The sequence below is a fragment of the Enterobacter sp. NFIX59 genome, assembly GCF_900113755.1.
Classification (GTDB): Bacteria; Pseudomonadota; Gammaproteobacteria; order Enterobacterales; family Enterobacteriaceae; genus Enterobacter; species Enterobacter pseudoroggenkampii.
In genome coordinates this window covers 340813-365483 of the sequence record NZ_FOQN01000002.1, presented here as the reverse complement: position 1 = coordinate 365483, position 24671 = coordinate 340813, and the positions used below count along the sequence as shown (strand labels likewise).

Sequence of the window (24671 nt, the reverse complement as noted above, 5' to 3'; positions counted from 1 at the left end):
GACAATGAATCAGACAGAACTTCTTCACGTGAATTTCCCCCATCTGCGGGACTTAAAACCCTTCGATACCGCCCACAGCGCCACGCCGTGGCTGGCGGACAGCGACGCGAAGCACAGCCGTAAGCTCTGCGCCTCTATTGAAGAGGCGGTTAAGCGCTGCGGCCTGCAGGACGGGATGACCATCTCCTTCCACCATGCGTTTCGCGAAGGCGACCGGGTGATCAACACCGTCGTGGCGCTGCTGGCGCGGATGGGTTTTAAAAACCTGACGCTGGCCTCCAGCTCGCTGATGACCTGCAACGACGCGCTGATCGAGCATATCGAAAGCGGCGTCATCACCCGGATTTACACCTCTGGGATGCGCGGCAGGCTGGCGGATGCCATTTCCCACGGGCTGATGGACGAACCGGTGCAAATTCACTCCCACGGCGGGCGCGTGAAGCTGCTCCAGGACGGCGAGCTGAATATCGACGTGGCGTTTCTCGGCGTGCCGTGCAGCGATGAGTTTGGCAACGCCAACGGGACGCACGGAAAATCGTGCTGCGGTTCGCTCGGCTACGCGATGGTGGACGCGCACTTTGCCCGCAAGGTGGTGCTGCTGACTGAAGAGCTGGTGCCGTTCCCCAATATGCCCGCCAGCCTGGTGCAGGACCAGGTGGACTACATCGTGCAGGTTGAAAGCGTGGGCGACCCGGCGAAAATCAGCGTCGGCGCGGCCCGTGTCACCAGCAACCCGCGCGAGCTGATGATCGCCCGCTATGCGGCGGACGTCATTGAACACTCCGGCTACTTCAAACCGGGCTTCTCGATGCAGACCGGCTCCGGCGCGGCGGCCACGGCCTGCACCCGCTTTATGGAAGAGAAGATGGAGCGCAGCGGCGTGAAGGCGCGCTTTGCGCTCGGCGGCATCACCGGCAGCCTAGTGGATCTGCACGAGAAGGGGCTCATCGAAAAGCTGCTCGATACCCAGTGCTTTGACGGCCAGGCGGCGGCCTCGCTGGCGCGTAACCCGAACCACGTGGAGATCTCCACCAACGTTTACGCTAACCCAGGCAGCAAGGCGGCAAGCTGCGACCAGCTCGACGTGGTGATCCTCAGCGCGCTGGAAATCGACGTCGAGTTCAACGTCAACGTCATCACCGGCTCCGACGGAGTGATGCGCGGCGCGTCCGGCGGGCACTGCGACGTGGCCGCCGCGGCGAACCTGACCATCGTCGTTGCCCCTCTGCTGCGCAGCCGCATTCCGACGGTGGTGAAGCGGGTTACCACGCGCCTCACGCCGGGCGAAAGCATCGACGTGCTGGTTACCGATCACGGCATCGCGGTCAACCCGGCGCGCCCGGAAATCCGCGAGCGGCTGCTGGAGGCCGGGCTGAAGGTTGTGGATATCAACGCGCTGTATGAGCGGGCGATCTCCCTGACCGGCGTCCCGAAACCGATTGAATTTACCGACAAAATCGTCGGGGTGATCCGCTACCGCGACGGCAGCGTGATCGACACCGTGCGACAGGTGAAGGAGGAAGTATGACTTTAGCGACACCCGTGCGGGCGGGTGTCAGCCTTGACGAACTGCTGGCGGCGAAAGAGCGCCGCGCAGCGCGCCAGGCTGACATGCTCGAGCACTATCAACAACCGGTGATTTCCCTCACGCTGGTCACGCCCGGGGAAATCAAGGACAGCCTGCGCTATCGCAATACCATGGGCGTGGCGCTGCAGATGTGCGACCAGCTGCTGTGGGAGAACCGCTGGCAGGTGCTGGACCGTCAGGTGCTGTGGCTCCCGACCGGGCCAGAAGCCCTCTGGTGCGTGGCCCATCCGGCGGTGGAAATCAAAGCGCACTGTACGGATCTGGAGCAGACGCACCCGCTCGGCAGGCTGTGGGATCTGGACGTGATCTGCCCTCAGCATGGCCACGTCGGGCGTCAGTCGCTGGGGGCGAATCTCAGGCGCTGCCTGATCTGCGACGCGCCCGCTCATGCCTGTTCCCGTTCGCGCAATCACCCCGTTGAGCAGGTGGTTTCCCGCGTGGAGAAGACGATCGATGACTGGTTTGCTCGCGACTAAACCGCGCCCGGCTGACGTGCCCGCGCTTGCCGAGGCGGCGCTGTGGCAGGAGCTGGAGCTGACGCCCAAGCCGGGACTGGTGGACACGCTCAACAACGGTTCCCATCGCGATATGGACCACGCGCTGTTTGTCCGCAGCATCGCGGCGATTACGCCGTGGTTTTCGCGCTTTGCCGAGCTGGGCAGCGCGCATGCGGATAAACCCGCTGGCGAACAGCTACGCGTTCTCCGCCCGATGGGGCTGGCCTGCGAGCAGGCGATGTATGCCGCGACGAACGGGGTGAACACCCACAAAGGCGGGGTTTTTGCCCTGGGTTTACTGTGCTTCGCCGCCGGTCGTGTGAAAAATATCTCCGCAGAGAGCCTCTGCTGTGAGGTGAGTAACATCTGCCGCGGGCTGGTGTCGCGGGAGCTGGCCGCACGCAGCGGACAGACGACGGCTGGCGAGCGACAGTTCCAGCAGTACGGCTTAACCGGTGCGCGCGGTGAGGCGGAGAGCGGCTTTGCGACGGTGCGTAAGGCGCTGGCGCAGTGGAACGGACATTCACTTCACGGCCTGCTGTTACGCCTGATGGCCGTCAATCAGGACAGTAATCTGGTATCTCGCGGCGGCATGGAAGGGCTGCGCTACGTTCAGGGCTACGCGCGGGAACTGCTGGCTAACGGCTGGGACCGCGAGGCGTTGCTTAGGATGGATAACGCATTGATTGAACGCAATCTGAGTCCGGGCGGCAGTGCGGATTTGCTGTCGGTGGGATGGGTGCTGTCTGCAATAAAATAGCCGGGTGGCGGCTTCGCCTTACCCGGCCTATGGTCTGGTTTTGTAGGCCCGGTAAGCGCTAGCGCCACCGGGCACAACAATCAATGCGCGATCGGCTGCGCACCGTGTGGTTCACGTACGTGCTTGTACTTGAACAGCGCGATGAACGCGAAGAACAGCACCAGCGAGTACGCCGCGAAGATCAGCCATACAGGCTGCCAGTTGGTGATACCGTTGGTGGTGTACATCTCCACCACTTTACCGCTCACCACGCCGCCAAGAATACAGCCGAAGCCGTTGGTCATCATCAGGAACATACCCTGCGCGCTGGCGCGGATTTCAGGCTTCACCTCTTTTTCCACAAACACCGAACCGGAGATGTTGAAGAAGTCGAAGGCGCAGCCGTAAACGATCATCGACAGCACCAGCAGCACGGTGCCGAACGGGCTTGGGTCGCCGTAGGCGAACAGACCGAAGCGCAACATCCATGCCGCGATACTGATCAGCATGACGTTCTTGATGCCATAGCGGCTCAGGAAGAACGGGATGGTCAGGATAAACAGCGTCTCAGAGATCTGAGAGATGGACATCATCACCGACGCATGTTCAACGATAAAGCTGCCGGAGAACAGCGGATTGTTATCGAAGCTGTGCAGGAAGGTGTTGCCGAACATGTTGGTGATCTGCAGCTCCGCGCCCAGCAGCATGGAGAAGATGAAGAAGATCGCCATGCGTTTGTTTTTAAACAGCGCGAAGGCGTCCAGGCCGAGCATGGTGCTCCAGCTCTGGTTTTTCTGCTGGTTAGACACCGGGATGGTTGGCAGCGTCAGGGTGAAGATCGCCAGCAGCACGGAGAGCGCTGCACCGATATAGAGCTGCATATGGCTCAGTTCGAAGCCCGCGAAGCTCACGCCCCACATCGCCATGATAAAGCCGATGGTGCCCCAGATACGGATTGGCGGGAAATCGGTCACGATATCCATATCCGCGGATTTCAGGCGGTAGTAGGAGATGGTGTTGATCAGCCCAAGCGTTGGCATATAGGCCAGCGAGTTAAGCAGGATCACCATGAACATTGCCCCCGGCGTGGTCACCTGGGCTGCCATAAACAGCGTCCCCGCGCCCACCAGATGGCAAAGCATGTACAGCCATTTGGCGCTTAGCCATTTATCCGCCACGATCCCCAGCAGCGTTGGCATGAAGACCGCCGCAATACCGAGCGAGCTGTATACGGCACCGATTGACGCACCATCGAACTTGAGCGTCACAAACATATAGGAGCCGAGTGTAGTCAGCCAGCTACCCCACAGGCAGAACTGCAGAAACGACAATATTTTAAGCTGCAGCTTAAGGTTCATGTTACTTTCCTCACAAGTGAGCGGGAGATATGTTGTTATAGGAACATTCAGGGTTGTTATTTGATGCAATTCTATCAGTTGGCAACGATATGTTTTGTTACCTCCCGCAAAAAAATGCAATCCACATTAATTTGCAGTTTGGATTGTGATGCAAATAACATTTTCGTATGGGTGGGGGGAAGGAGAACACCTTCTCCTTGCAGGAGAAGGTGTGCCGATCACCGACGACGATAGTTTTTCTGCGCCGTATTCACCTTATACAGGTACCGGCGGGATTCCGCAGAAGGGTGGCGGGTGGTGAGGGTGGAGTAAACATCCCCCGGCGCCATGCTGTTGATGATGTTCGCGGCCTGCACTTTGTCATTCGAGAAGACGCGCAGCACGCTGCCCGCGCCGCCGTTATAGGCGGTGATCACCGCATAGCGGCGCGACGTTGGGTTATCAATTCCGCCCAGATACACATTGTTCAGCATCGCCAGATAGGCGGTACCGGTATCAATGTTGCTCTGCGGGTCGAACAGATAGCTGCGGCTCGGCGTGCCGGATTTCCCCTGCGCGCGGAAGACGTCTTTCCCGGCGCTGTGCTGCACCACCTGCATCAGCCCCAGGGCGTCGGAACGGCTTACCGCATACGGGTTAAACGAGGATTCGGTCTGCATAATCGCCAGGATCAGCGACTCATCCACGCCGTACTTACGTGAGGCCTGACGCACCATCCCAATGTACTTATGCGCACGCTTGTCGAGGTGGTTCGGGACGAGGTTTATGGTGACGCTGTAGATGATCTTCAGACCGTTAGAGCGGCTTTTCAGGCGCGTCTGCAGCAGGTAGTCGGCAAATTTCGTGGCGCGACCTTCCCAGCGGATCGGCTGGCCGGTCTGATCGACAACCTGACCGTACAGGAACGGCTCTTTCGAGATCGTAATATCGTCGGCATCGGAGTAGAGATCGATAGATCCCGGATCGTCACCCATCAGCAGGGTTTTGATAATGGCCTGACGTAAGCGCGCTGCAGGGTCAGTGCCTGCAATGGTCTCAATCGTGATCGTACCCTCATCAAAGTTGATGTGGCTACGGGTCAAATAGGCGTCGGTGTACTTAACGTAGTCCTTGGGTCCGGCAATAAGAACTTCGTTAAATCCCCATATGTTCTCGATGTTGTGGGCAAACTGCCCCATCAAAATGTCAAAACCGTTGGTGTCCTTGATCCAGGCTTCGTTGTAATCTTCGCCTTTTTTTGACGAACACGAGACAAGCAACGGCGCAACAAGGGCTAGCGCTAAAAGTTTTTTCATCATTCCGGGAGTGCGTGTTGTGTTTGCTTTAACGGCGGGGTTTCCCCCGCACGCTGTTATTTTTCCGGTGGCGTATAGCCTTCGATGTGCACGTCTTTACCTTCGAACAGGAAGCTTACCATCTCCTGCTCCAGCAGCTTGCGGTGTTCCGGGTTCATCATGCTGAGTTTCTTCTCGTTGATCAGCATGGTCTGCTTTTTCTGCCACTGTCCCCAGGCTTCTTTGGAGATTTCATTGTAGATGCGTTTACCCAGGTCGCCCGGATAAAGCTGGAAATCCTGGCCCTCAGCGTCACGCTGCAGGAAAGTACAAAAAATCGTTCTGGCCATACACATTCCTCTTTTTCTTGTCGATGCTAAACCATTGCACCGGCACGTAATTGCTGTAACAGGCGCTCCACGGGAGCCGCCAGTCCGACTGATGGCGGTTGCGCTAAGTTATACCAGAGAGCGGTGCCTTCATCCATGCACGAGGCAAATGACGACACGGGAAGCCACATGGGTACAATATCCAGGTGGAAATGGCTGAAGGTATGGCGAAACGCGGTCAACTGCGTCAGGTTATCGGCAGCAATCCCGCGCTTTTTAAGCCATTCACGCAGCAAGTCTTCATCTTCAAACTGTGGGAAGCAGTATAGACCACCCCACAGGCCGCTCGGCGGACGCTGGGCCAGGAAGACCTCGTCGCCGTGCTGCATCAGCAGCATATAGCCTGTGCGCTCCGGCAGCGTCTGTTTGGGTTTCTTACCCGGATACTGCGCCCAGGAATGGTTGGCATACGCCACGCAGAGAGTATTCACCGGGCAGAGTTCGCATTTTGGTTTTGAGCGCGTGCAGACCATGGCGCCGAGATCCATCATCGCCTGGTTGAAACGCTCGACGCCGTTGGCCGGGGTGACCGCTTCACTAATTTCCCAAAGACGTTTTTCAACGTCCTTCTTCCCCGGCCAGCCGTCGACGGCATAGCAGCGTGCCAGCACGCGCTTTACGTTGCCGTCGAGGATCGGGAAATGCTTGCCTAACGACAGGGAAAGAATCGCACCTGCGGTTGAGCGTCCGACGCCGGGGAGATCGGCCACCTCGTCGAAGGTTTCCGGGAATTTCCCGTTGTGGCGCGTCGCGACCTGCTGTGCGGCCTTGTGAAGGTTACGCGCGCGGGCGTAATAGCCAAGACCGGTCCACAGGTGCAGGACCTCGTCCAGCGGGGCGTTGGCCAGATCGGTCACCGTCGGGAAGCGCGCCATAAAACGCTCGAAGTAAGGGATCACCGTGGCGACCTGCGTTTGTTGCAACATCACCTCGGAGAGCCATACTTTGTAAGGCGTTTTTTCAATTTGCCAGGGCAGGGTTTTACGCCCGTATTTGTCGTACCAGTCCAGCACCTGGGCTGAAAATTGAGAGGCTTGCATGGTCATCGATTCGCATAATCAGGGACGCAGATTGCAGCACAGCGTCAATCTGCTGTAAACCGGATCTTTCCCATGCTTGCATAGAAGCCTTAACTTTGGATAATGCCCGTTTCCCGAACATTCTCACAAGCAGACAACTCTTTTATGAAAAACGACGTCATTTCACCGGAATTTGATGAAAACGGTCGCCCGCTGCGCCGTATTCGCAGCTTTGTCCGTCGTCAGGGCCGCCTGACAAAAGGTCAGCAACACGCGCTGGACAACTACTGGCCGGTGATGGGCGTTGAGTTCAGCGAGCAGCCTCTGGACTTTACTGAACTGTTCGGCCGCGAAGCACCCGTCACGCTGGAGATCGGTTTTGGTATGGGCACCTCGCTGGTGACCATGGCGAAAGCCCGCCCGGAGCAGAACTTCCTCGGTATTGAAGTCCACTCCCCGGGCGTGGGTGCATGCCTGGCAACGGCCCATGAAGAGGGCGTTGAGAACCTGCGCGTGATGTGTCACGACGCGGTGGAAGTGCTGCACAAAATGATTCCTGACAATTCTTTAACCATGGTTCAGCTCTTTTTCCCTGACCCGTGGCACAAAGCACGTCATAATAAACGCCGTATCGTTCAGGCACCGTTTGCCGAGCTGGTGAAAAGCAAGCTGAAGCTGGGCGGTGTCTTCCATATGGCGACCGACTGGGAACCGTATGCGGAACATATGCTGGAAGTGATGTCGTCGCTGGACGGTTACAAAAACCAGTCTGCGAGCAACGACTATGTACCGCGTCCGGAATCGCGTCCGGTAACGAAATTTGAACAGCGTGGCCATCGTCTTGGTCACGGTGTATGGGACTTAATGTTCGAGAGGGTGAAATAATGGCAAAGAATCGTAGCCGTCGTCTGCGTAAAAAGATGCACATCGAAGAATTCCAGGAAGTGGGCTTCTCCGTTGCGTGGCGTTTCCCGGAAGGCACCAGTGTAGAACAGATCGATCAGGACGTGGATGCGTTCATCAACGACGTGATTGAGCCAAACAAGCTGGCCTTCGACGGTAGCGGCTACCTGGCATGGGAAGGTCTGATCTGCACCCAGGAAGTGGGTAAATGCACCGAAGAACATCAGGCGCTGGTGCGTAAATGGCTTGAGGACCACAAGCTGGAAGATGTCCGCGTCAGCGAACTTTTCGACGTTTGGTGGGACTAATAAAGAAGTCAGGGGCCAGCATTAGCTGGCCCATTTTGTCTGAGGGAGTGTTTAAGATGCGCAAAACGTTGCTGGCTGTTGCTTTGATGGCAACTGGATTCACCGCCCATGCGGATTATCAGTGTAGCGTCACCCCGCGTGATGACGTGGTGTTAAGCCCGCAAACCGTGCAGGTCAAAGGCGAGAACGGCAATCTGGTGATTACGCCGCAGGGGAACGTCACCTTTAACGGCAAGCAGTACAACCTGACTGCCGCACAGCGTGAGCAGGCGAAAGACTATCAGGCCGATTTGCGTACCGCGCTGCCGTGGATTAATGAAGGTGCCCTGACGCGCGTCGAAAAGAGCCGCGTGGCGCTGGATAAGATCATCACTAAAGAGGTGGGGGAGAGCAGCAATATGCGCACCCGCCTGACGAAGCTTGATAAGCAGCTTAAAGAACAGATGAACCGGATTATCGAGACGCGTTCCGACGGCCTGACTTTCCACTACAAGGCGATTGATCAGGTCCGTGCCGACGGGCAGCAGCTGGTGAACCAGGCGATGGGCGGCATCCTGCAGGACAGCATCAACGAGATGGGCGCCAAAGCGGTGCTGAAAGGCGGCGGTAACCCGCTGCAGGGCGTGCTGGGCAGTCTGGGCGGCCTGCAAACCTCTATTCAGAACGAGTGGAAGAACCAGGAAGATGATTTCCAGCAGTTCGGCAAAGACGTGTGTAAACGCGTGGTGTCGCTGGAAGATAGTAGGAAGGCGCTGGTGGGGACGCTGAAGTAAGTTCCCCTCACCCTAACCCTCTCCCCAAAGGGGCGAGGGGATGGTTTGCTCCCTCTCCCTTTCAGGGAGAGGGCCGGGGTGAGGGTTGCAGCATTTGCAGTGTCTCAAGGATCTTTTCCAACACAGCCTCTTCATTATTCCAGAGTTCGTTGTTCCAGAATCGAATAACGTGCCAGCCCTTTTGGTTTAACCACAACGTCCTTTGACGATCGTATTCCTGATTTTCATCATGCTGTCCGCCATCCAGCTCAACTGCCAGACGTGCTTCGCAGCAGGCGAAATCGAGTATGTAATTTCCTACCGGATGCTGTCGGCGAAATTTATAATTTTCGAAACGGCGGCTGCGCAGTAGATACCAAAGTCGCCTTTCTTCCGTTGTCAGCTCGCGTCTGAGCTGTTTTGCATATGAACGAGTAATTTCCATCCCCTACACTCTGCCAGCCTTTCCCTCAGCCGGCAGAACGGGATGCAAAATCCTGAATCAGCCTTCAGGATTCTTCGGCGAGGAACAGCTCAAGAAGGGAGTTTAAGAACAGTTTGCCGTGCTCGGTGATCTGCCAGTATTCATCACACTCGGTGAGATACCCCTGGGCCAGCGCCTCGTCGATCTGCGGGCGAATCACCGACTCCGGCAGCCCGGTGTAACGTGTAAATTCCGCGCGCGGCGCGGCCTCCAGCAGGCGGAAGCGGTTCATAAAGAACTCAAACGGCTTATCCGCCGCCTCGACGTCGTGCTGACGCTCCAGGTAGCGGCCTTCCATATATCCGCGCGGGTGGCGGGTTTTGGCGGTGCGCAGAATGCGCCCGTCCGGGAAGGTCACCTTGCCGTGCGCGCCGCAGCCAATACCGAGATAGTCGCCAAAGCGCCAGTAGTTCAGGTTGTGCTGACACTGGTAGCCCGGCTTCGCGTACGCGGACGTTTCATACTGCTGATAGCCCGCAGCGGTTAACAACTGGTGACCCTGCTCGAAGATATCCCACAGCGCGTCGTCGTCCGGCAGCACCGGCGGGCGGGAACCGAACAGCGTGTTTGGCTCGATGGTGAGCTGGTACCACGACAGGTGCGGCGGGTTCAGTGCAATGGCCTGGCGCAGGTCGTCCAGCGCCTCGTCCAGCGACTGATCCGGCAGGCCGTGCATCAAATCGAGGTTGAAGCTGCGAAGATTAAGCCCGGTCGCCAGGTTTGCCGCGCGCTTCGCCTCTTCCGGGCCGTGAATGCGCCCCAGACGTTTTAGCTTCGGTTCGCTAAAGCTCTGCACGCCGATTGAGATGCGGTTTACGCCCGCGCGCTGATAGTCGACAAAACGGTCGGCCTCAACGGTGCCGGGGTTGGCTTCCATCGTAATTTCAGCATCCGCTGCCAGGTTCAGGCGCGCACGCACGCCGTCCAGCAGGGTCTGCATAGCCGGACCGGACAGCAGGCTCGGCGTACCGCCACCAATGAAAATGGTCTTAACTTCACGTCCCTGTGCGTAAGGTACATCGGCGTCCAGGTCGGCCAGCAGATGCGCAACGTAATCATCGTGCGGCACTTCGCCCTTCAGCGCGTGCGAGTTGAAATCGCAGTACGGGCATTTCTGCACGCACCACGGGATGTGAATATAAAGACTCAGAGGCGGCAAATTAGCCATTACGCAGTGCTTCCAGTAACAGTTTCAGCGCGCGTCCACGGTGGGAAATCGCGCTTTTCTCTTCGCGGGTCAGTTCCGCAGCGGTTTTGCCCTCGGTCGGGACAAAGAAAATCGGGTCGTAGCCAAAGCCGCCGTTACCAGCCGCTTCACGGGTGATCACGCCCGGCCAGCTGCCGTGGCAGACGATAGGCGTAGGGTCTTCCGCGTGACGCATATAAACCAGTACGCAGTGGAACTGCGCGGTACGCTGTTCGTCCGGTACGTCTTTCAGGGCGACAAGCAGCTTTTCCAGATTCTGCTGGTCGGTAGCGTCAGCGCCGGAATAGCGCGCGGAGTAAATCCCCGGCGCGCCGCCGAGAAAATCCACGGCCAGGCCGGAGTCGTCGGCAATCGCGGGCAGGCCCGTAATCTGCGCGGCGTGGCGCGCTTTCAGGATCGCGTTTTCGATAAACGTCAGCCCCGTCTCTTCGGCGGAATCCACGCCAAGATCGGTCTGGGCGACCACGTCCAGCCCAAAATCATTTAATAGCGAGGCCAGCTCGCGCACTTTACCAGCGTTGCCGGTCGCGAGAACAACTTTCTGCATGGTTTAGTCCTGTTCTTTCAGTGCCGCGACTTCCGTCGGGATAGATTGCGGATTAAGGATTTTTACCTGTTTATGTCGCCCAAGTTCACCTTTTTCAATGATGACCTGGCTTTTGGCGACGCGAAACTGTTTTGCCAGATATTTAGTCAGATGCGCGTTCGCCTGGCCGTCAACCGGCGGGGCGGTGATGGCGACTTTTAACTCGTCGCCATGCAGCCCAACAATAACGTCACGGCTGGCTTTTGGCTGAATATACAGCCGCAAAACCAGCCCGTCAGCGCAGGTGCTTACGGCACTCATGGCGCCATCCACAGCCCCGGCAGCAGCATATTGCCCGTGGACTGTAACAGCTCAGCGATCCCCATGTTGACCACATAGAGCAGCAGAACCAGGATCATCGGGGAAAAATCGATGCCGCCCATAGACGGAAGCAGGTTACGGATTGGACGCAGCAGCGGCTCTGCCAGCTGAATCAAAGCATACTCCACCGGGCTACGCCCCTGGCTGACCCAGCTCATGATGGCCATCACCAGCAGCACCCAGAAAATAAGCAGACCGATGGTTTTGACCAGAATCAGGACCGCAGCAATCCATATAATCGGCTGGAAGGTGATGACCATAAACAGCACGATCGCTTTGATAACGCTCAGAATAAACGCCACCAGCAGAGACGAACTGTCGATGGGGCCCATGGCCGGGATAATACGGCGCAATGGTCCGACAACAGGCTGCGTGATTTTCACGACAAACTGCGAGAACGGATTGTAAAAATCACAGCGGGCCCACTGCATCCAGACGCGCAGCAAAAGCGCCATCGTATACAGCTCAAGCACAGTTGAGAGCAGGAAAGTCAACGTCTTCATGGCGTTCCTCAGGTTTCCTTATTATTTTGAGTAGTCGCGCGCACCGAAAATTGCCGTGCCGATGCGCACCATAGTGCTGCCTGCCGCGATGGCGGCTTCCATATCATCCGACATGCCCAGAGAAAGCGTGTCTACCGTGTTATAGCGCGCTTTAAGCGCCTCAAATGCTACAGCCATTTGCTGTGCCACGGCAAACTGCCTTTCATAACTTGACTCAGGCGCCGGAATGGCCATCAGCCCGCGCAGGGTTAAGCGCGGCAGTTCGGCCACCTCTGCGGCCAGCGCGTCCAGCTCGCTCAGCGCAATGCCGGACTTGCTGTTTTCGTCGCTGATGTTGACCTGAATCAGCACGTTAAGCGCTGGCATCTCTGCCGGACGCTGGTCGTTCAGACGTGTCGCAATACGCAGACGGTCGATGGTGTGACACCAGTCGAAGTGCTCTGCCACCAGACGGCTTTTGTTCGACTGCAGCGGGCCAATAAAGTGCCACTGCAGATCCGTCTTCCCCTGTTCCTGGAAGTAGCGAATTTTATCCACGCCTTCCTGCACGTAGTTTTCACCAAACGCCCGGTGGCCTGCCGCTATCGCTTCTGCGATGGCGCTCGCAGGCTTGGTTTTGCTGACTGCAAGCAGGGTAATTTCTTCTGAAGCCCGGCCGCAACGCGTTGCTGCGGCTGAGATTTTGTCCCGGACCTGTGCCAGGTTATGCGCAATGTCGTTCATTTTCCGAGGAGTAGTCTATGGATGTGGAAGAAATTGTGGCCCTTAGTGTAAAGCATAACGTCTCCGATCTACACCTGTGCAGTGATTCGCCACCCCGCTGGCGCAGAACAGGCCGCCTTGAGCCGGCACCGTTTCCTCCTCCCGACGTCGGGGCGTTGTTAAAAGCGTGGCTCAACGACGAGCAGCAGGGGATATGGTGGGCCAGCGGGCAGGTGGATTTTGCCGTGACGGTGGCGGGAGGCCAGCGTCTGCGCGGCAGTGCCTTTAAGCAGATGAGCGGTATCTCTGTAACGCTCCGGCTGTTGCCGCGTACCTGCCCGCAGCTCGCTTCGCTGGGCGCGCCGCGGGCAATCCCGGAACTGTTGTCCAATGACGCCGGACTGATTCTGGTGACAGGAGCAACCGGCAGCGGTAAATCAACTACGCTGGCGGCGATGGTCGATTTTCTTAACCGCCATGCTGATGGCCATATCCTCACGCTTGAAGATCCGGTGGAGTTTATCTACCGGAGCGAACGTTGTCTGATCCAGCAGCGGGAGATAGGTCAGCACAGCCCGTCATTTGCAGAAGCGCTGCGCAGTGCCTTACGCCAGGATCCGGACGTGATTCTGCTTGGAGAGTTGCGCGACAGCGAAACGATCCGCCTTGCGCTAACTGCGGCGGAAACCGGGCATCTGGTGCTGGCGACCCTGCATACGCGCGGAGCATCGCAGGCGATTGAACGGCTGGTCGATACGTTCCCGGCGCAGGAGAAAGATCCGGTGCGTAACCAGCTGGCCGGCAGCCTGCGGGCGGTGCTGGCGCAAAAGCTGCTTCCCGATCTCCAGGGCGGGCGCGTCGCGCTGTATGAGCTGCTGGTGAATACCGCCGCGGCGGCGAATCTCATTCGTGAAGGGAAAACGTGGCAACTGCCCGGCATCATTCAAACCGGTCAGCAGGCAGGTATGCAGAACTTTGACCAGAGCCTGGCGGAGAGACGGGCGCAGGGGCGGCTGTAGGCCCCTGTGCTTAAAAGCCCTGCTCGAAATAGCTTTCGAGGATGATGACGGCAGAAGCGGAGTCGACGCTGCCTTTGTTCAGCGCCCGGAAGCCACCGTGCTCAAACAGACCCGCGCGCGCTTCGACGGTGCTCAGACGCTCGTCGTGCAGCTTCACGGAGACGCCAAAGCGGCCATGGATTTTGTTGGCGAACTTACGCGCCCGGGCGGTCAGCGGCTGTTCGGTACCGTCCATGTTCAGCGGCAGCCCAACAATCACGTCATCCGGTTGCCACTCCTTGAGCAGGCGCTCAATGAGGTTCCAGTCCGGCGTGCCGTCGTTGGCCTTCAGGGCCGTAAGCGGACGCGCGGTACCGGTGATGCGCTGCCCCACGGCGACGCCAATGCTTTTAGTACCAAAATCGAAGGCAAGAAGCGTTCCGCTCATCAGGCGTGCCCCGCTACGCCAGGCATGGTCAGGATATCAATGCCAATCAGCTTTGCCGCGTCGCGCCAGCGATCGGCGATAGGGGTTTTAAACAGGATATTCATGTCCGCAGGGGCGGTGAGCCAGGCGTTATCGAGGATCTCTTGCTCAAGCTGGCCTTTCTCCCACGACGAATAGCCCAGCGCCACCAGCACTTCAGAAGGCTGCTCTGCGGTGCCCAGCGTTTCGAGTACGTCACGCGAGGTCGTGATAACGGTCTTGTCGGAGATGCGAATGCTGGAAGAGAATACCGGCGGCGTATGCAGGATAAAACCGCGATCTTCTGCAAGAGGTCCACCCAGCATCACGGGCTTATCAAGCCGGATTTCCGGCAGTCGCGCTTCAGCCGGGATTTTCAGCTTGTCCAGAATCCCTTCAACCTGAAGATTTTCCAGCGGTTTATTGATGATAATGCCCATCGCGCCGTCTTCATTGTATTCACAAATATAAACCACGGCGCGGCGAAAAATCGGGTCCTGGAGAGCAGGCATGGCAATAAGAAAGTGATGCTGTAAATTCATTGTCAGAGGTACTGTTTCCTGGTTTAAAAAGCGACAGCGCCCAGTATGGGGACAAACTCAGGCGCTGTCACTAATAGTATTGTTAGGTTATTTTTGTAAACGCTTTTCGATAGCGTCCATCAGCATACCGGTGATTGAGACAGGGAATTCCGCTTCAATTTCACGAATGCAGGTCGGGCTGGTGACGTTCACTTCGGTAAGACGATCGCCGATGATATCCAGTCCGACGAAGATCAGACCTTTGGCTTTCAGCGTCGGGCCAACGCGGCGGGCAATTTCCCAGTCGCTTTCGGTTAGCGGACGCGGTTCGCCGCGGCCACCGGCGGCCAGATTACCGCGGGTTTCGCCACCCTGCGGGATTCGTGCCAGGCAGTAAGGAACCGGTTCGCCATCCACCACCAGAACGCGTTTGTCGCCGTCTTTGATCGCCGGAATATAGTTCTGCGCCATGCAGTAACGCGTGCCCAGTTCGGTCAGCGTTTCGGCAATCACGCCAATGTTCGGATCGCTCTCTTTCACGCGGAAAATCGATGCGCCGCCCATGCCGTCCAGCGGCTTCATGATGATATCGCCGTGCTTCTGCCAGAATTCTTTCAGCTGCGCTTTGCTGCGGGTCACCAGGGTTTCCGGCGTCAGGTCAGAGAACCAGGCGGTGTAGAGCTTCTCGTTGCAGTCGCGCAGGCTCTGGGGCTTGTTGACGATCAGCGTGCCTTTCTCTTCAGCGCGTTCGAGAATATAGGTGCAGTAGATGTATTCGGTGTCGAACGGCGGATCTTTACGCATCAGGATGACGTTGAGATCGGCCAGGGCAATGTCCTGCTCGGTGCCGAATTCGTACCATTTGTCGTAGTTCTGCTCGACGTTAACGATGCGGGTGCGGGCGCGGGCTTCACCGTTAATCAGGTAAAGATCGTTCATCTCCATATAGTGGAGTTCATAGCCGCGACGCTGCGCTTCCAGCAGCATGGCGAAGCTGGAATCTTTCTTGATGTTAATGTTTGCGATGGGGTCCATCACGATGCCGAGCTTGATCATGTTCTTCTCCGTTAATGCTTCAACCCAGATCGCCAAACCGTACCTGTAGCGCGGTAATGGCCGTGAGTGCCGTTGTCTCAGTGCGCAGAACGCGAGGTCCCAACAGAATATCAGTAAACTGGTAACGTGCCGTCATCGCAATTTCGTCCGCCGACAGGCCGCCTTCGGGGCCAATCAGCAGGCGTACGCGCTCAACGGGCAGGGGCAGCGTATTGATGCTGGCGCTGGCGCGCGGATGAAGATTGAGCTTCAGCCCACTGTCCTCTTCTGCACACCACTCCTCCAGATCCATCGCCGGGCGGATCTCCGGAATACGGTTGCGGCCACTCTGTTCGCAAGCCGCAATGGCAATTTTCTGCCACTGCTGGATCTTTTTGTTCAGACGTTCCGCATCCAGTTTAACGCCACAGCGCTCAGAAAAAAGTGGCGTAATGAGGCTTACACCCAGTTCAATGGATTTCTGAATGGTGAACTCCATTTTCTCGCCGCGCGACATCACCTGGCCCAGATGAATGTGCAGCGGTGATTCCCGGTCGTCCACTTCGCCACGCAGGACGTTAACATGTACGCTTTTTTTATCAGACCGCGTGATTTCCGCGTCGAAAACCTGGTTCGAGCCGTCGAACAGCTGTATTGCCTGACCTGCGCCCATGCGCAGCACGCGGCCAACGTGGTTGGCAGCGTCATCAGACAGGGCGATTTCGCGGCCTGCGGTAATCAGTTCAGGATGGTAAATGCGGGGAATGCGCATAGTCAGAAATTCCATGTGTCATGCGATATAAGCGAATTGCCGTAGTGTAGGTTAGCTCTTTTGCGCCTGGCAAGCCCGCTGGACGTAAGGGTTGTGATTCCCCTGGACTCTGGCGATACGTTCGTCGCGCTGGCATTCCCACTCCGTCACCGGGTACTGCTTGTCCCAGGCGTTGAACAGCTGCGTCTGCTGGCGGGAAAGGTTGAGGTCGTAACGGTCACGCATATAGAAGTAGGTGCGGGCAATGCTGCCGCGCGCGCGGGCAGGGGGCTCGGCGACTTTCTCTTTAAAATCAACCTTCATACCGCACTGGCCGTACTGGCCTTCACCACCGTTCCACTGGCTGTACATGAAATTACCCCGGTCGCCGTTCACTTCACCCACGGCAGGCTGCAGGTTATGCATATCGCTTTCCATCTGGCGATACACCGGATCTTTGGCGCAGTTTTTACGTCCGCCATCCTGCCAGCACTGGCGTTGGTGGCCAAACTGCCAGGCCGGAACGACATGCTCCCATTCAATACGGCTGGCGCGGTTTTCGTTTTTACGCACCTTGTAGCCGCAGGACTCAAGGTCAACGACCCCTTTTTTACCCTGCCAGTTAATTTTACAGCCGCAGTAGAAATCGCCCGGCACATCGGCGTTCACCTTCACGCCTGCGGCCTTGGCCTGGGAAAAACTGTTGATACCGTCGGCCAGAGCATGGCCTGAGAGCGCCGTCGTCAGAAAGGCGACCGCGAAAGAAAAATTACGGGACATCTTACACTCCGTGTCAAAACGAGCCCGCAACGTAACGAATGTTGTTCCTGTATGCAATCAGTCAGATCAGGAAAGTTCCTGAAAGTTCAGATGATTATTCCGCAACCAGCGGCTCGCCGCATTTGACGCAGCGGTAGGTCGCCTCACCGCGCACCACGCGATTATGGCGACGGACGGTAAGCTGGTGCTGCTGACACTGGCAGCGGTAGGGGAAGGTATTGCGGCGCACCGATTCCAGCTCGAACTGATGGGTACGGCGTGCCGGAACGCCGAGCACCGCCTCCATCATCCACTTCCACTCTTTTCCATGCGGCGCGACGCGGCCAAAGTGTTTCCACACCAGCAGATGCGCCAGCTCGTGCGGCACCACTTCATCGATAAACGCCTGCTGGTTTTCCATCATCAGCACCGGGTTAAGGCGGATCTCATACGACTCAAGCCAGGCTGTACCGGCCGAGGTGCCACGCTGCTGGTATACGAGTTTGGGTTCAGGGTAGTTGCGACCGAGCTTCAGGTTCGCCTGGGCGAGTTTTTCCCGCAGGCTGCGCATAACGGCCTGCTGAATGGCGATGGGGAGACGGGGTGCTTTCATAGGGGCAGAGCATAAAGCGCGAAGCGGGGAGGCGCAAGAGGCGCCTCCCGTAAGAGGATCAGTCGTGGGCGCCGATTTCGCGCAGAGGACGACCTTTCATCAGGTTACGTTCAATATGTTCCAGCGAAACGTGTTTGGTTTCTGGAACCAGCCAGATGGTCAGCACAATAAAGAAGATGTTCAGACCGGCGTAGACCCAAAAGGTGTTCGCGTTGCCCAGGGTATTGAGCATGGTCAGGAACGTTGCGCCGACGATCATGTTGGCAACCCAGTTTGTTGCGGTAGAGCAGGTGATACCAAAATCACGCCCTTTCAGCGGCTGGATCTCAGAGCACAGCACCCAGATCAGCGGACCGGCGCTCATCGCAAACCCGACGATAAACATCAGCAGCATGCCTACCGCAAAGTACTGGGCTGTTGGGGAGTGAATGCCCACATGCATCATGGTACCGAGGACGCCCATACCGGCCGCCATCACCAGGAAGCCCAGCGTCAGGGTTGGCTTACGTCCCCAGCGGTCCACCAGACCGATGGCGATAAAGGTCGCCAGCACGTTGGTCAGACCCACGATGACGGTCCCCCACATCTGCTCGGTGGTGTTGGTATAACCCGCCAGCTCAAAGATTTTGGGCGCGTAGTACATGATGACGTTCATCCCCGTGAACTGCTGCATGACCTGCAGCAGCACACCAAGGAACACCGCACGGCGGAAGTTGCTGTTCTCTTTAAACAGCGCCCAACCGGACTGTTTGACCTTCAGGCTTTCGCGGATCTCTTCCAGCTCGTTTTTTGCCTCCGCGCTGGTATCGCGCAGGCGAAGCAGCACGCGTTCAGCATCGTGGAATCGACGTTTTGCAGCGAACCAGCGCGGGCTGTCCGGCAGGAAGAAGACGCCAATCAGCAGCAGGATGGCCGGGATGATGATCACGCCGAGCATCCAGCGCCATGCGCCGCTGTAGCTAAACGCGGTATCGGAAAGGTACGCGCCCAGGATACCGATGGTGATCATGAGCTGGTACATCGAAATCATACTGCCGCGGATTTTCTCCGGCGCGATTTCAGACAGGTAGAGCGGGGCGGTATAGGACGCCACGCCCACGGCAAGGCCGAGCAGCACGCGTGAAACCAGCAGAACCTCAACGTTAGGCGCAGCGGCAGAGAAGAGTGAACCGGCAACGAACAGGATCGCGCCGATCATCAGGCTCTTTTTACGCCCGAGCTTGAAGGAGAGCCAGCCGCTGCCGACGGCCCCGACGGCAGCGCCAAACATCATGGAGCTGACCACCCATTCCTGGGTGTGAGCGCTGATCTGGAACTCGTCAGTGATGAAAGGTAATGCACCGGCAATCACGCCGATATCCAGGCCAAAAAGTAATCCTGCCAGGGCGGCGAGGAAACAGACGAAGAATGTCATCGCCTTGTTGGACGTACGCCCCTGTTTTTTATTGTCAGGCATTATGCCCTCCAGTTGGGTTATCAGTTTTATTGAAGTAAAGGGTAGGTGAGTGACTAGTAAAAATATGTGAGATTAATCACATAGGTGTAATCGGTTACACTAACGTGGAACCGTAAAAATAATTAAAGCTTTGAAAATATAGAGGTAAACGAGGTGATGCGCATCGCGTTTGTTAGAATTTCGGACTTAACTGAAATGAAATGTAACAGCAGAAGAAAGGCGATCAGGCAAAGAGATTATTCTGAAAGCGGGATATATTTGGCATGGTGTAATCGGTTTCAAACATAAAAAAAGGCCAGCCCGAAGGCTGGCCTTTTAAAAGCGATGTCAGTCGATTACTTCAGACCGGCAGCTTCACGCAGCAGGGCGGCTTTGTCGGTTTTTTCCCATGGGAAATGTTCACGACCAAAGTGACCGTATGCCGCGGTTTCTTTGTAGATCGGGTGCAGCAGATCCAGCATCTGAATCAGGCCGTATGGACGCAGGTCGAAGAACTCGCGCACCAGCAGCGTCAGCTGTTCTGAAGGCACTTTCTCGGTACCGAAGGTTTCAACCATGATGGAGGTTGGTTCAGCCACGCCGATAGCGTAGGAAACCTGGATCTCACAGCGGTCAGCCAGGCCGGCGGCAACGATGTTTTTTGCCACATAACGTGCCGCGTACGCCGCAGAACGGTCAACTTTAGACGGATCTTTACCGGAGAACGCACCACCACCGTGACGCGCCATGCCGCCGTAGGTATCAACGATGATTTTACGACCGGTCAGACCGCAGTCACCCATTGGGCCGCCGATAACGAAGCGTCCGGTTGGGTTGATGAAGAATTTGGTTGCAGAGCTCAGCCATTCGGTCGGCAGAACCGGCTTGATGATCTCTTCCATCACCGCTTCCTGCAGGGATTTCTGATCGATATCTTCGGAGTGCTGGGTAGACAGCACTACCGCGTCAATACCGACGATTTTACCGTCGTCGTACTGGAAAGTGACCTGGCTTTTCGCATCCGGGCGCAGCCACGGCAGGGTGCCGTTTTTACGCACTTCAGCCTGACGCTGCACCAGACGGTGTGCGTAGGTGACCGGTGCTGGCATCAGCACGTCAGTTTCGTTGGTTGCATAGCCGAACATCAGACCCTGGTCGCCCGCGCCCTGTTCCAGCGGATCGGCACGGTCAACGCCCTGGTTGATGTCTGGAGACTGTTTGCCAATCGCGCTCAGTACCGCGCAGGAGTTGGCATCAAAGCCCATATCAGAATGCACATAGCCGATCTCACGCACCGTGTTACGGGTGATCTCTTCGATATCAACCCATGCGCTGGTGGTAATCTCACCGCCAACCAGAACCATGCCGGTTTTGACATAGGTTTCACACGCTACGCGCGCTTTTGGATCCTGCGCCAGGATCGCATCCAGCACCGCATCGGAGATTTGGTCAGCAATTTTATCAGGATGTCCTTCTGATACGGACTCGGACGTAAACAGGTGTTTTGCCATGTTTTATTTCACCTAAGAGGAATTTGGTTAGCTCAAGCTGCTGTGTGGAATAGCCAAAGGAGATAATTCTACCAAGGCCTGCAGGTTTTTGACACTGGCAGTATGAGTGTTAATCAGTATAGATGGATTAACATCTGGATGGCTATTTTAGGTCACTTCTTCGCCCGATTTCCAGTTTTTTTTGACTAACCTCTCACTCAGTTGAAATTGCTGCTGGCAATAATTCCTGACGGCCCCGGCAACACGCGCATTTTTGTTTTGCTTTTTAGCCCCCTTCTCGGTATAAAACGCGGCGCGCGGCTCATATAAAATAAGCGCTCGATGAACTCATCGTGTCGCCACTTCCAGCCGGGTTAAGCAGTGAACTTTTAGCTTTGGCTTGGGGTCCGTTTCAGCAGAGGCGGCCGTGGAGGTGATACGAGATAATGAACCATCGTTTTCCGCTAATTCAGCGCAGCCGTTCTGGCGCGTATTTGATTCCCGCAACCCGCATTTCTAGTCTGCAAACCTGCCGATGTTATACCCATCTCGGCGCTTCTCAGGATTCCAGGGCCGGTCACGCTTTGTGAAAACTGAACAAGGGCGCTCTTGTTAATACAAGAGTTTTCTCGTGGTTTCGCCGAACCTTGTCATACAGAGTTCGGATACGTGTTTTACAATGATATGAATAAGAAACCGGTCGCACGGTCTGGATTTCAGCATACTCTGCTGGGAAACGGAGCCGTTTATGGGTTGTTATCGCCGTATAACGCTGCGATAGTAGTCAACTGTTTTACACTTAATACAAAGAGTTGAGGTTCGCTATGTCTGACGACATGTCTTCTTTTTCGCCTTCGTCAGCGGGCGAACAGGGTGTACTACGTTCTATGCAGGAGGTTGCGATGAGCTCCGAGGAAGCCAGCAAGATGCTGCGCACTTACAATATTGCCTGGTGGGGCAATAACTACTACGACGTCAACGAACTGGGCCACATCAGCGTCTGCCCGGATCCGGACGTCCCTGAAGCGCGCGTGGACCTTGCTAAACTGGTGAAAGCCCGTGAAGCTCAGGGCCAGCGTTTGCCTGCACTGTTCTGCTTCCCGCAGATCCTGCAACATCGCCTGCGTTCTATTAACGCCGCCTTCAAGCGTGCGCGTGAGTCCTACGGCTATAAAGGCGACTACTTCCTGGTTTACCCGATCAAGGTGAACCAGCACCGCCGCGTGATTGAATCCCTGATCCACTCCGGCGAGCCGCTGGGGCTGGAAGCTGGCTCCAAAGCGGAGCTGATGGCGGTTCTGGCGCATGCGGGCATGACCCGTTCGGTGATCGTCTGTAACGGCTATAAAGACCGTGAATACATTCGTCTGGCGCTGATTGGCGAGAAGATGGGCCACAAGGTCTATCTGGTTATCGAAAAGATGACCGAAATCGCCATTGTGCTGGAAGAGGCCGAGCGTCTGAACGTGGTGCCGCGCCTTGGCGTGCGTGCGCGTCTGGCGTCACAGGGTTCCGGTAAATGGCAGTCCTCCGGCGGCGAAAAATCCAAGTTCGGCCTGGCGGCGAACCAGGTGCTGCAGCTGGTGGAAATCCTGCGCGAGCGCGGTCGTCTCGACAGCATTCAGCTGCTGCACTTCCACCTCGGCTCGCAGATGGCCAACATTCGCGACATCGCCACCGGCGTGCGTGAATCCGCGCGGTTCTACGTTGAGCTGCACAAGCTTGGCGTGAACATTCAGTGCTTCGACGTGGGCGGCGGCCTGGGCGTGGACTACGAAGGGACCCGCTCGCAGTCGGACTGCTCCGTGAACTACGGCCTGAACGAATACGCGAACAATATCATCTGGGCGATCGGCGATGCCTGTGAAGAGAACGGCCTGCCGCACCCGACGGTAATCACCGAATCCGGCCGCGCGGTCACCGCGCACCATACGGTGCTGGTCTCTAACATCATCGGCGTTGAGCGTAGCGAAATCACCGAAGCGACGCCTCCGGCAGACGATGCCCCGCGCTCCCTGCAAAGCATGTGGGAAACCTGGCAGGAAATGCACGAGCCGGGCACGCGTCGTTCCCTGCGCGAATGGCTGCACGACAGCCAGATGGACCTGCATGACATCCACGTGGGGTATTCCTCAGGCACCTTCAGCCTGCAGGAGCGCGCGTGGGCGGAGCAGCTCTATCTGAACATGTGCCATGAAGTGCAGAAACAGCTCGACCCGAGCAACCGTGCGCACCGTCCGATTATCGACGAGCTGCAGGAGCGTATGGCGGATAAGATTTACGTCAACTTCTCGCTGTTCCAGTCAATGCCGGATGCCTGGGGTATCGACCAGCTGTTCCCGGTTCTGCCGCTGGAAGGGCTGAACCACGCCCCGGAACGTCGCGCGGTGCTGCTGGACATCACCTGTGACTCCGACGGTGCTATCGACCACTACGTTGACGGCGACGGTATCGCAACGACGATGCCAATGCCGGAGTACGACCCGGAGAACCCGCCGATGCTGGGCTTCTTTATGGTCGGCGCGTATCAGGAGATCCTCGGCAACATGCACAACCTGTTCGGTGATACCGAGGCGGTTGACGTGTTTGTCTTCCCTGACGGCAGCGTGGAAGTTGAGCTGTCTGACGAAGGGGATACCGTGGCGGACATGCTGGAATACGTTCAGCTGGATCCGAAAACCCTGCTGACGCAGTTCCGCGACCAGGTGAAAAACACCGGGCTGGACGATGCGCTGCAGCAGCAATTCCTGGAAGAGTTTGAAGCGGGTCTGTACGGGTACACCTACCTGGAAGACGAGTAGGAAAACCTCCCTCTCCCTGTGGGAGAGGGGCGGGGTGAGGGCATCAGCCCGCACAATGCCCTATACTCACTTGAACCCGTATGCATTACCGGCGATAATTCGCCCCAATAAGCGATTTACGAATCAATCCCTTCCTCGTCGGGTTTAACGACGCGGAGGGGATTTTTTTTCATCTGTTTTTAATGTATCGACTTTAAAAGAGGTCAGGACATGAGCACTTTAGGTCATCAGTACGATAACTCTCTGGTATCTAACGCGTTTGGTTTTTTACGCCTTCCGATGAACTTCCAGCCGTACGACAGCGACGCGGACTGGGTGATCACTGGCGTGCCGTTCGATATGGCAACATCTGGCCGTGCGGGTGGTCGTCACGGACCGGCGGCGATTCGTCAGGTTTCCACTAACCTGGCCTGGGAGCATAACCGCTTCCCGTGGAACTTCGACATGCGCGAGCGCCTGAACGTGGTGGACTGCGGTGACCTGGTGTATGCCTTTGGTGACGCGCGTGAGATGAGCGAAAAGCTGCAGGCGCACGCCGAGAAGCTGCTGGCTGCCGGTAAGCGCATGCTCTCCTTCGGCGGCGACCATTTCGTGACCCTGCCGCTGCTGCGCGCCCACGCGAAGCACTTCGGTAAAATGGCGCTGGTACACTTTGATGCGCATACCGACACCTACGCGAACGGCTGTGAGTTTGACCACGGTACCATGTTCTTCACCGCGCCGAACGAAGGTCTGATCGACCCGAACCACTCCGTGCAGATCGGTATTCGCACCGAGTTCGACAAAGATAACGGCTTCACCGTGCTGGATGCGGGTCAGGTTAACGATCGCGGCGTAGATGACATCCTCGCGCAGGTGAAGCAGATCGTGGGTGATATGCCTGTGTATCTGACCTTCGACATCGACTGCCTGGATCCGGCATTTGCACCGGGTACCGGTACGCCGGTGATCGGCGGCCTGACCTCAGACCGCGCTATCAAGCTGGTGCGCGGCCTGAAGGACCTGAACATTGTCGGGATGGACGTGGTGGAAGTGGCACCTGCGTATGACCAGTCCGAAATCACTGCGCTTGCCGCAGCGACCCTGGCACTGGAAATGCTCTACATCCAGGCTGCCAAAAAAGGCGAATAAGCCTCGCCTGACGTGAAAAAAACCTCTCCATGGAGAGGTTT

28 protein-coding genes and 1 pseudogene are annotated in these 24671 nt (G+C 57.1%); 11 read left to right on the top strand and 18 right to left on the bottom strand.

Annotation, left to right across the window (positions count from 1 at the left end):
- Positions 1–4: 4 nt before the first annotated feature.
- The 3 genes from citF to citG are packed head-to-tail and all read left to right on the top strand — an operon-like array spanning position 5 to position 2845.
- Complete coding sequence (gene citF / locus BM007_RS10505) at positions 5–1528, top strand: citrate lyase subunit alpha (RefSeq protein ID WP_049122712.1); 1524 nt, start codon at positions 5–7, stop codon at positions 1526–1528.
- Positions 1525–2064 carry a citrate lyase holo-[acyl-carrier protein] synthase gene (gene citX, locus BM007_RS10500; protein ID WP_024906547.1) on the top strand — a complete coding sequence of 180 codons (540 nt, stop codon included), beginning with the start codon at positions 1525–1527 and terminating at the stop codon, positions 2062–2064. The genes citF and citX overlap by 4 nt, the downstream gene beginning before the upstream one ends.
- Entirely contained in the window at positions 2042–2845 is an 804-nt protein-coding gene (citG, locus tag BM007_RS10495; RefSeq protein ID WP_090418622.1) for a triphosphoribosyl-dephospho-CoA synthase CitG, read from the top strand. The genes citX and citG overlap by 23 nt, the downstream gene beginning before the upstream one ends.
- Before the next feature lie 80 nt (positions 2846–2925).
- Here the strand turns inward: citG and BM007_RS10490 are convergent, their stop codons facing one another.
- The 4 genes from BM007_RS10490 to mutY all read right to left on the bottom strand — a co-directional run bounded on the left by BM007_RS10490 (position 2926) and on the right by mutY (position 6885).
- Positions 2926–4182, bottom strand: coding sequence for a nucleoside permease (locus BM007_RS10490; RefSeq protein ID WP_008499767.1), 1257 nt, complete (start codon positions 4180–4182; stop codon positions 2926–2928).
- 218 nt (positions 4183–4400) lie between these two features.
- A complete protein-coding gene (gene mltC, locus BM007_RS10485; RefSeq protein ID WP_024906549.1) occupies positions 4401–5477 on the bottom strand; it encodes a membrane-bound lytic murein transglycosylase MltC in 1077 nt (358 codons plus the stop codon).
- Between the two features lie 56 nt (positions 5478–5533).
- On the bottom strand, positions 5534–5806 hold the full coding sequence (locus BM007_RS10480) for an oxidative damage protection protein (protein WP_023309138.1): 273 nt from the start codon (positions 5804–5806) through the stop codon (positions 5534–5536).
- 26 nt (positions 5807–5832) lie between these two features.
- Entirely contained in the window at positions 5833–6885 is a 1053-nt protein-coding gene (mutY, locus tag BM007_RS10475) for an A/G-specific adenine glycosylase (protein ID WP_175557797.1), read from the bottom strand.
- A gap of 144 nt (positions 6886–7029) precedes the next feature.
- Between mutY and trmB the strand changes: the two genes are divergently transcribed.
- From trmB to BM007_RS10460, 3 genes are read left to right on the top strand one after another with little or no spacing between them, the layout of a single operon-like run.
- Positions 7030–7749 carry a tRNA (guanosine(46)-N7)-methyltransferase TrmB gene (gene trmB / locus BM007_RS10470; RefSeq protein ID WP_023333355.1) on the top strand — a complete coding sequence of 240 codons (720 nt, stop codon included), beginning with the start codon at positions 7030–7032 and terminating at the stop codon, positions 7747–7749.
- A complete protein-coding gene (locus BM007_RS10465) occupies positions 7749–8075 on the top strand; it encodes a YggL family protein (protein WP_014885198.1) in 327 nt (108 codons plus the stop codon). Before trmB ends, BM007_RS10465 begins: the two co-directional genes overlap by 1 nt.
- Before the next feature lie 56 nt (positions 8076–8131).
- On the top strand, positions 8132–8848 hold the full coding sequence (locus BM007_RS10460; RefSeq protein ID WP_024906551.1) for a YggN family protein: 717 nt from the start codon (positions 8132–8134) through the stop codon (positions 8846–8848).
- A gap of 61 nt (positions 8849–8909) precedes the next feature.
- Here BM007_RS10460 and BM007_RS10455 read toward each other — a convergent pair whose 3' ends face one another.
- The 6 genes from BM007_RS10455 to BM007_RS10430 form a co-directional block, all read right to left on the bottom strand.
- Complete coding sequence (locus BM007_RS10455; RefSeq protein WP_048029070.1) at positions 8910–9272, bottom strand: endonuclease domain-containing protein; 363 nt, start codon at positions 9270–9272, stop codon at positions 8910–8912.
- Between the two features lie 64 nt (positions 9273–9336).
- Complete coding sequence (gene hemW / locus BM007_RS10450; protein ID WP_090418619.1) at positions 9337–10479, bottom strand: radical SAM family heme chaperone HemW; 1143 nt, start codon at positions 10477–10479, stop codon at positions 9337–9339.
- On the bottom strand, positions 10472–11065 hold the full coding sequence (locus BM007_RS10445) for an XTP/dITP diphosphatase (protein ID WP_048991669.1): 594 nt from the start codon (positions 11063–11065) through the stop codon (positions 10472–10474). The genes hemW and BM007_RS10445 overlap by 8 nt, the downstream gene beginning before the upstream one ends.
- 3 nt (positions 11066–11068) lie before the next feature.
- Positions 11069–11365, bottom strand: coding sequence for a DUF167 family protein YggU (gene yggU / locus BM007_RS10440; RefSeq protein ID WP_090418616.1), 297 nt, complete (start codon positions 11363–11365; stop codon positions 11069–11071).
- Positions 11362–11928: a YggT family protein gene (locus tag BM007_RS10435; RefSeq protein ID WP_090418613.1), complete on the bottom strand. Its 567-nt coding sequence runs from the start codon at positions 11926–11928 to the stop codon at positions 11362–11364. Before BM007_RS10435 ends, yggU begins: the two co-directional genes overlap by 4 nt.
- A gap of 21 nt (positions 11929–11949) precedes the next feature.
- Positions 11950–12651, bottom strand: a complete 702-nt coding sequence (locus tag BM007_RS10430; RefSeq protein WP_024906555.1) for a YggS family pyridoxal phosphate-dependent enzyme — start codon at positions 12649–12651, stop codon at positions 11950–11952.
- A gap of 17 nt (positions 12652–12668) precedes the next feature.
- Here BM007_RS10430 and BM007_RS10425 point away from each other — a divergent pair, with 17 nt between their 5' ends.
- The gene (locus BM007_RS10425) at positions 12669–13649 is read left to right on the top strand and encodes a type IV pilus twitching motility protein PilT (protein ID WP_090418610.1); all 981 of its coding nucleotides are present in this window, start codon (positions 12669–12671) and stop codon (positions 13647–13649) included.
- 10 nt (positions 13650–13659) lie between these two features.
- Here the strand turns inward: BM007_RS10425 and ruvX are convergent, their stop codons facing one another.
- From ruvX to metK, 8 genes are all read right to left on the bottom strand, one after another.
- Positions 13660–14076, bottom strand: coding sequence for a Holliday junction resolvase RuvX (ruvX, locus tag BM007_RS10420; RefSeq protein WP_021242076.1), 417 nt, complete (start codon positions 14074–14076; stop codon positions 13660–13662).
- On the bottom strand, positions 14076–14636 hold the full coding sequence (locus BM007_RS10415) for a YqgE/AlgH family protein (protein ID WP_032645077.1): 561 nt from the start codon (positions 14634–14636) through the stop codon (positions 14076–14078). The genes ruvX and BM007_RS10415 overlap by 1 nt, the downstream gene beginning before the upstream one ends.
- Before the next feature lie 87 nt (positions 14637–14723).
- Positions 14724–15671, bottom strand: a complete 948-nt coding sequence (gene gshB, locus BM007_RS10410) for a glutathione synthase (protein ID WP_024906557.1) — start codon at positions 15669–15671, stop codon at positions 14724–14726.
- A gap of 19 nt (positions 15672–15690) precedes the next feature.
- Complete coding sequence (gene rsmE / locus BM007_RS10405; RefSeq protein WP_024906558.1) at positions 15691–16422, bottom strand: 16S rRNA (uracil(1498)-N(3))-methyltransferase; 732 nt, start codon at positions 16420–16422, stop codon at positions 15691–15693.
- Between the two features lie 51 nt (positions 16423–16473).
- Positions 16474–17181, bottom strand: coding sequence for a deoxyribonuclease I (gene endA, locus BM007_RS10400; RefSeq protein ID WP_024906559.1), 708 nt, complete (start codon positions 17179–17181; stop codon positions 16474–16476).
- Positions 17182–17275: 94 nt separating this feature from the next.
- Positions 17276–17773, bottom strand: coding sequence for a SprT family zinc-dependent metalloprotease (locus tag BM007_RS10395; RefSeq protein WP_021242073.1), 498 nt, complete (start codon positions 17771–17773; stop codon positions 17276–17278).
- 58 nt (positions 17774–17831) lie between these two features.
- Entirely contained in the window at positions 17832–19229 is a 1398-nt protein-coding gene (gene galP, locus BM007_RS10390) for a galactose/proton symporter (protein ID WP_024906560.1), read from the bottom strand.
- Between the two features lie 335 nt (positions 19230–19564).
- The gene (gene metK, locus BM007_RS10385; protein ID WP_010435443.1) at positions 19565–20719 is read right to left on the bottom strand and encodes a methionine adenosyltransferase; all 1155 of its coding nucleotides are present in this window, start codon (positions 20717–20719) and stop codon (positions 19565–19567) included.
- 479 nt (positions 20720–21198) lie between these two features.
- On the opposite strand from metK, the pseudogene BM007_RS23525 reads away from it, so the two are divergent.
- From BM007_RS23525 to speB, 4 genes and pseudogenes are all read left to right on the top strand, one after another.
- Positions 21199–21288: pseudogene (locus BM007_RS23525) on the top strand (hypothetical protein); the annotation flags it as partial.
- Positions 21289–21382: 94 nt separating this feature from the next.
- Positions 21383–21514 (top strand): acid stress response protein YqgB, encoded by a 132-nt coding sequence (yqgB, locus tag BM007_RS10375; RefSeq protein ID WP_127312443.1) that lies wholly within the window; start codon positions 21383–21385, stop codon positions 21512–21514.
- 8 nt (positions 21515–21522) lie between these two features.
- Complete coding sequence (gene speA, locus BM007_RS10370; protein WP_024906561.1) at positions 21523–23499, top strand: biosynthetic arginine decarboxylase; 1977 nt, start codon at positions 21523–21525, stop codon at positions 23497–23499.
- Positions 23500–23709: 210 nt separating this feature from the next.
- A complete protein-coding gene (gene speB, locus BM007_RS10365; RefSeq protein ID WP_008499737.1) occupies positions 23710–24630 on the top strand; it encodes an agmatinase in 921 nt (306 codons plus the stop codon).
- Positions 24631–24671 lie beyond the last annotated feature (41 nt).

Coding starts and splice junctions, on each gene's coding strand:
- citF (WP_049122712.1), top strand. CDS start 5: ATGAATCAGACAGAACTTCTTCACGTGAATTTCCCCCATCTGCGGGAC.
- citX (WP_024906547.1), top strand. CDS start 1,525: ATGACTTTAGCGACACCCGTGCGGGCGGGTGTCAGCCTTGACGAACTG.
- citG (WP_090418622.1), top strand. CDS start 2,042: ATGACTGGTTTGCTCGCGACTAAACCGCGCCCGGCTGACGTGCCCGCG.
- BM007_RS10490 (WP_008499767.1), bottom strand. CDS start 4,182: ATGAACCTTAAGCTGCAGCTTAAAATATTGTCGTTTCTGCAGTTCTGC.
- mltC (WP_024906549.1), bottom strand. CDS start 5,477: ATGAAAAAACTTTTAGCGCTAGCCCTTGTTGCGCCGTTGCTTGTCTCG.
- BM007_RS10480 (WP_023309138.1), bottom strand. CDS start 5,806: ATGGCCAGAACGATTTTTTGTACTTTCCTGCAGCGTGACGCTGAGGGC.
- mutY (WP_175557797.1), bottom strand. CDS start 6,885: ATGCAAGCCTCTCAATTTTCAGCCCAGGTGCTGGACTGGTACGACAAA.
- trmB (WP_023333355.1), top strand. CDS start 7,030: ATGAAAAACGACGTCATTTCACCGGAATTTGATGAAAACGGTCGCCCG.
- BM007_RS10465 (WP_014885198.1), top strand. CDS start 7,749: ATGGCAAAGAATCGTAGCCGTCGTCTGCGTAAAAAGATGCACATCGAA.
- BM007_RS10460 (WP_024906551.1), top strand. CDS start 8,132: ATGCGCAAAACGTTGCTGGCTGTTGCTTTGATGGCAACTGGATTCACC.
- BM007_RS10455 (WP_048029070.1), bottom strand. CDS start 9,272: ATGGAAATTACTCGTTCATATGCAAAACAGCTCAGACGCGAGCTGACA.
- hemW (WP_090418619.1), bottom strand. CDS start 10,479: ATGGCTAATTTGCCGCCTCTGAGTCTTTATATTCACATCCCGTGGTGC.
- BM007_RS10445 (WP_048991669.1), bottom strand. CDS start 11,065: ATGCAGAAAGTTGTTCTCGCGACCGGCAACGCTGGTAAAGTGCGCGAG.
- yggU (WP_090418616.1), bottom strand. CDS start 11,365: ATGAGTGCCGTAAGCACCTGCGCTGACGGGCTGGTTTTGCGGCTGTAT.
- BM007_RS10435 (WP_090418613.1), bottom strand. CDS start 11,928: ATGAAGACGTTGACTTTCCTGCTCTCAACTGTGCTTGAGCTGTATACG.
- BM007_RS10430 (WP_024906555.1), bottom strand. CDS start 12,651: ATGAACGACATTGCGCATAACCTGGCACAGGTCCGGGACAAAATCTCA.
- BM007_RS10425 (WP_090418610.1), top strand. CDS start 12,669: ATGGATGTGGAAGAAATTGTGGCCCTTAGTGTAAAGCATAACGTCTCC.
- ruvX (WP_021242076.1), bottom strand. CDS start 14,076: ATGAGCGGAACGCTTCTTGCCTTCGATTTTGGTACTAAAAGCATTGGC.
- BM007_RS10415 (WP_032645077.1), bottom strand. CDS start 14,636: ATGAATTTACAGCATCACTTTCTTATTGCCATGCCTGCTCTCCAGGAC.
- gshB (WP_024906557.1), bottom strand. CDS start 15,671: ATGATCAAGCTCGGCATCGTGATGGACCCCATCGCAAACATTAACATC.
- rsmE (WP_024906558.1), bottom strand. CDS start 16,422: ATGCGCATTCCCCGCATTTACCATCCTGAACTGATTACCGCAGGCCGC.
- endA (WP_024906559.1), bottom strand. CDS start 17,181: ATGTCCCGTAATTTTTCTTTCGCGGTCGCCTTTCTGACGACGGCGCTC.
- BM007_RS10395 (WP_021242073.1), bottom strand. CDS start 17,773: ATGAAAGCACCCCGTCTCCCCATCGCCATTCAGCAGGCCGTTATGCGC.
- galP (WP_024906560.1), bottom strand. CDS start 19,229: ATGCCTGACAATAAAAAACAGGGGCGTACGTCCAACAAGGCGATGACA.
- metK (WP_010435443.1), bottom strand. CDS start 20,719: ATGGCAAAACACCTGTTTACGTCCGAGTCCGTATCAGAAGGACATCCT.
- yqgB (WP_127312443.1), top strand. CDS start 21,383: ATGAATAAGAAACCGGTCGCACGGTCTGGATTTCAGCATACTCTGCTG.
- speA (WP_024906561.1), top strand. CDS start 21,523: ATGTCTGACGACATGTCTTCTTTTTCGCCTTCGTCAGCGGGCGAACAG.
- speB (WP_008499737.1), top strand. CDS start 23,710: ATGAGCACTTTAGGTCATCAGTACGATAACTCTCTGGTATCTAACGCG.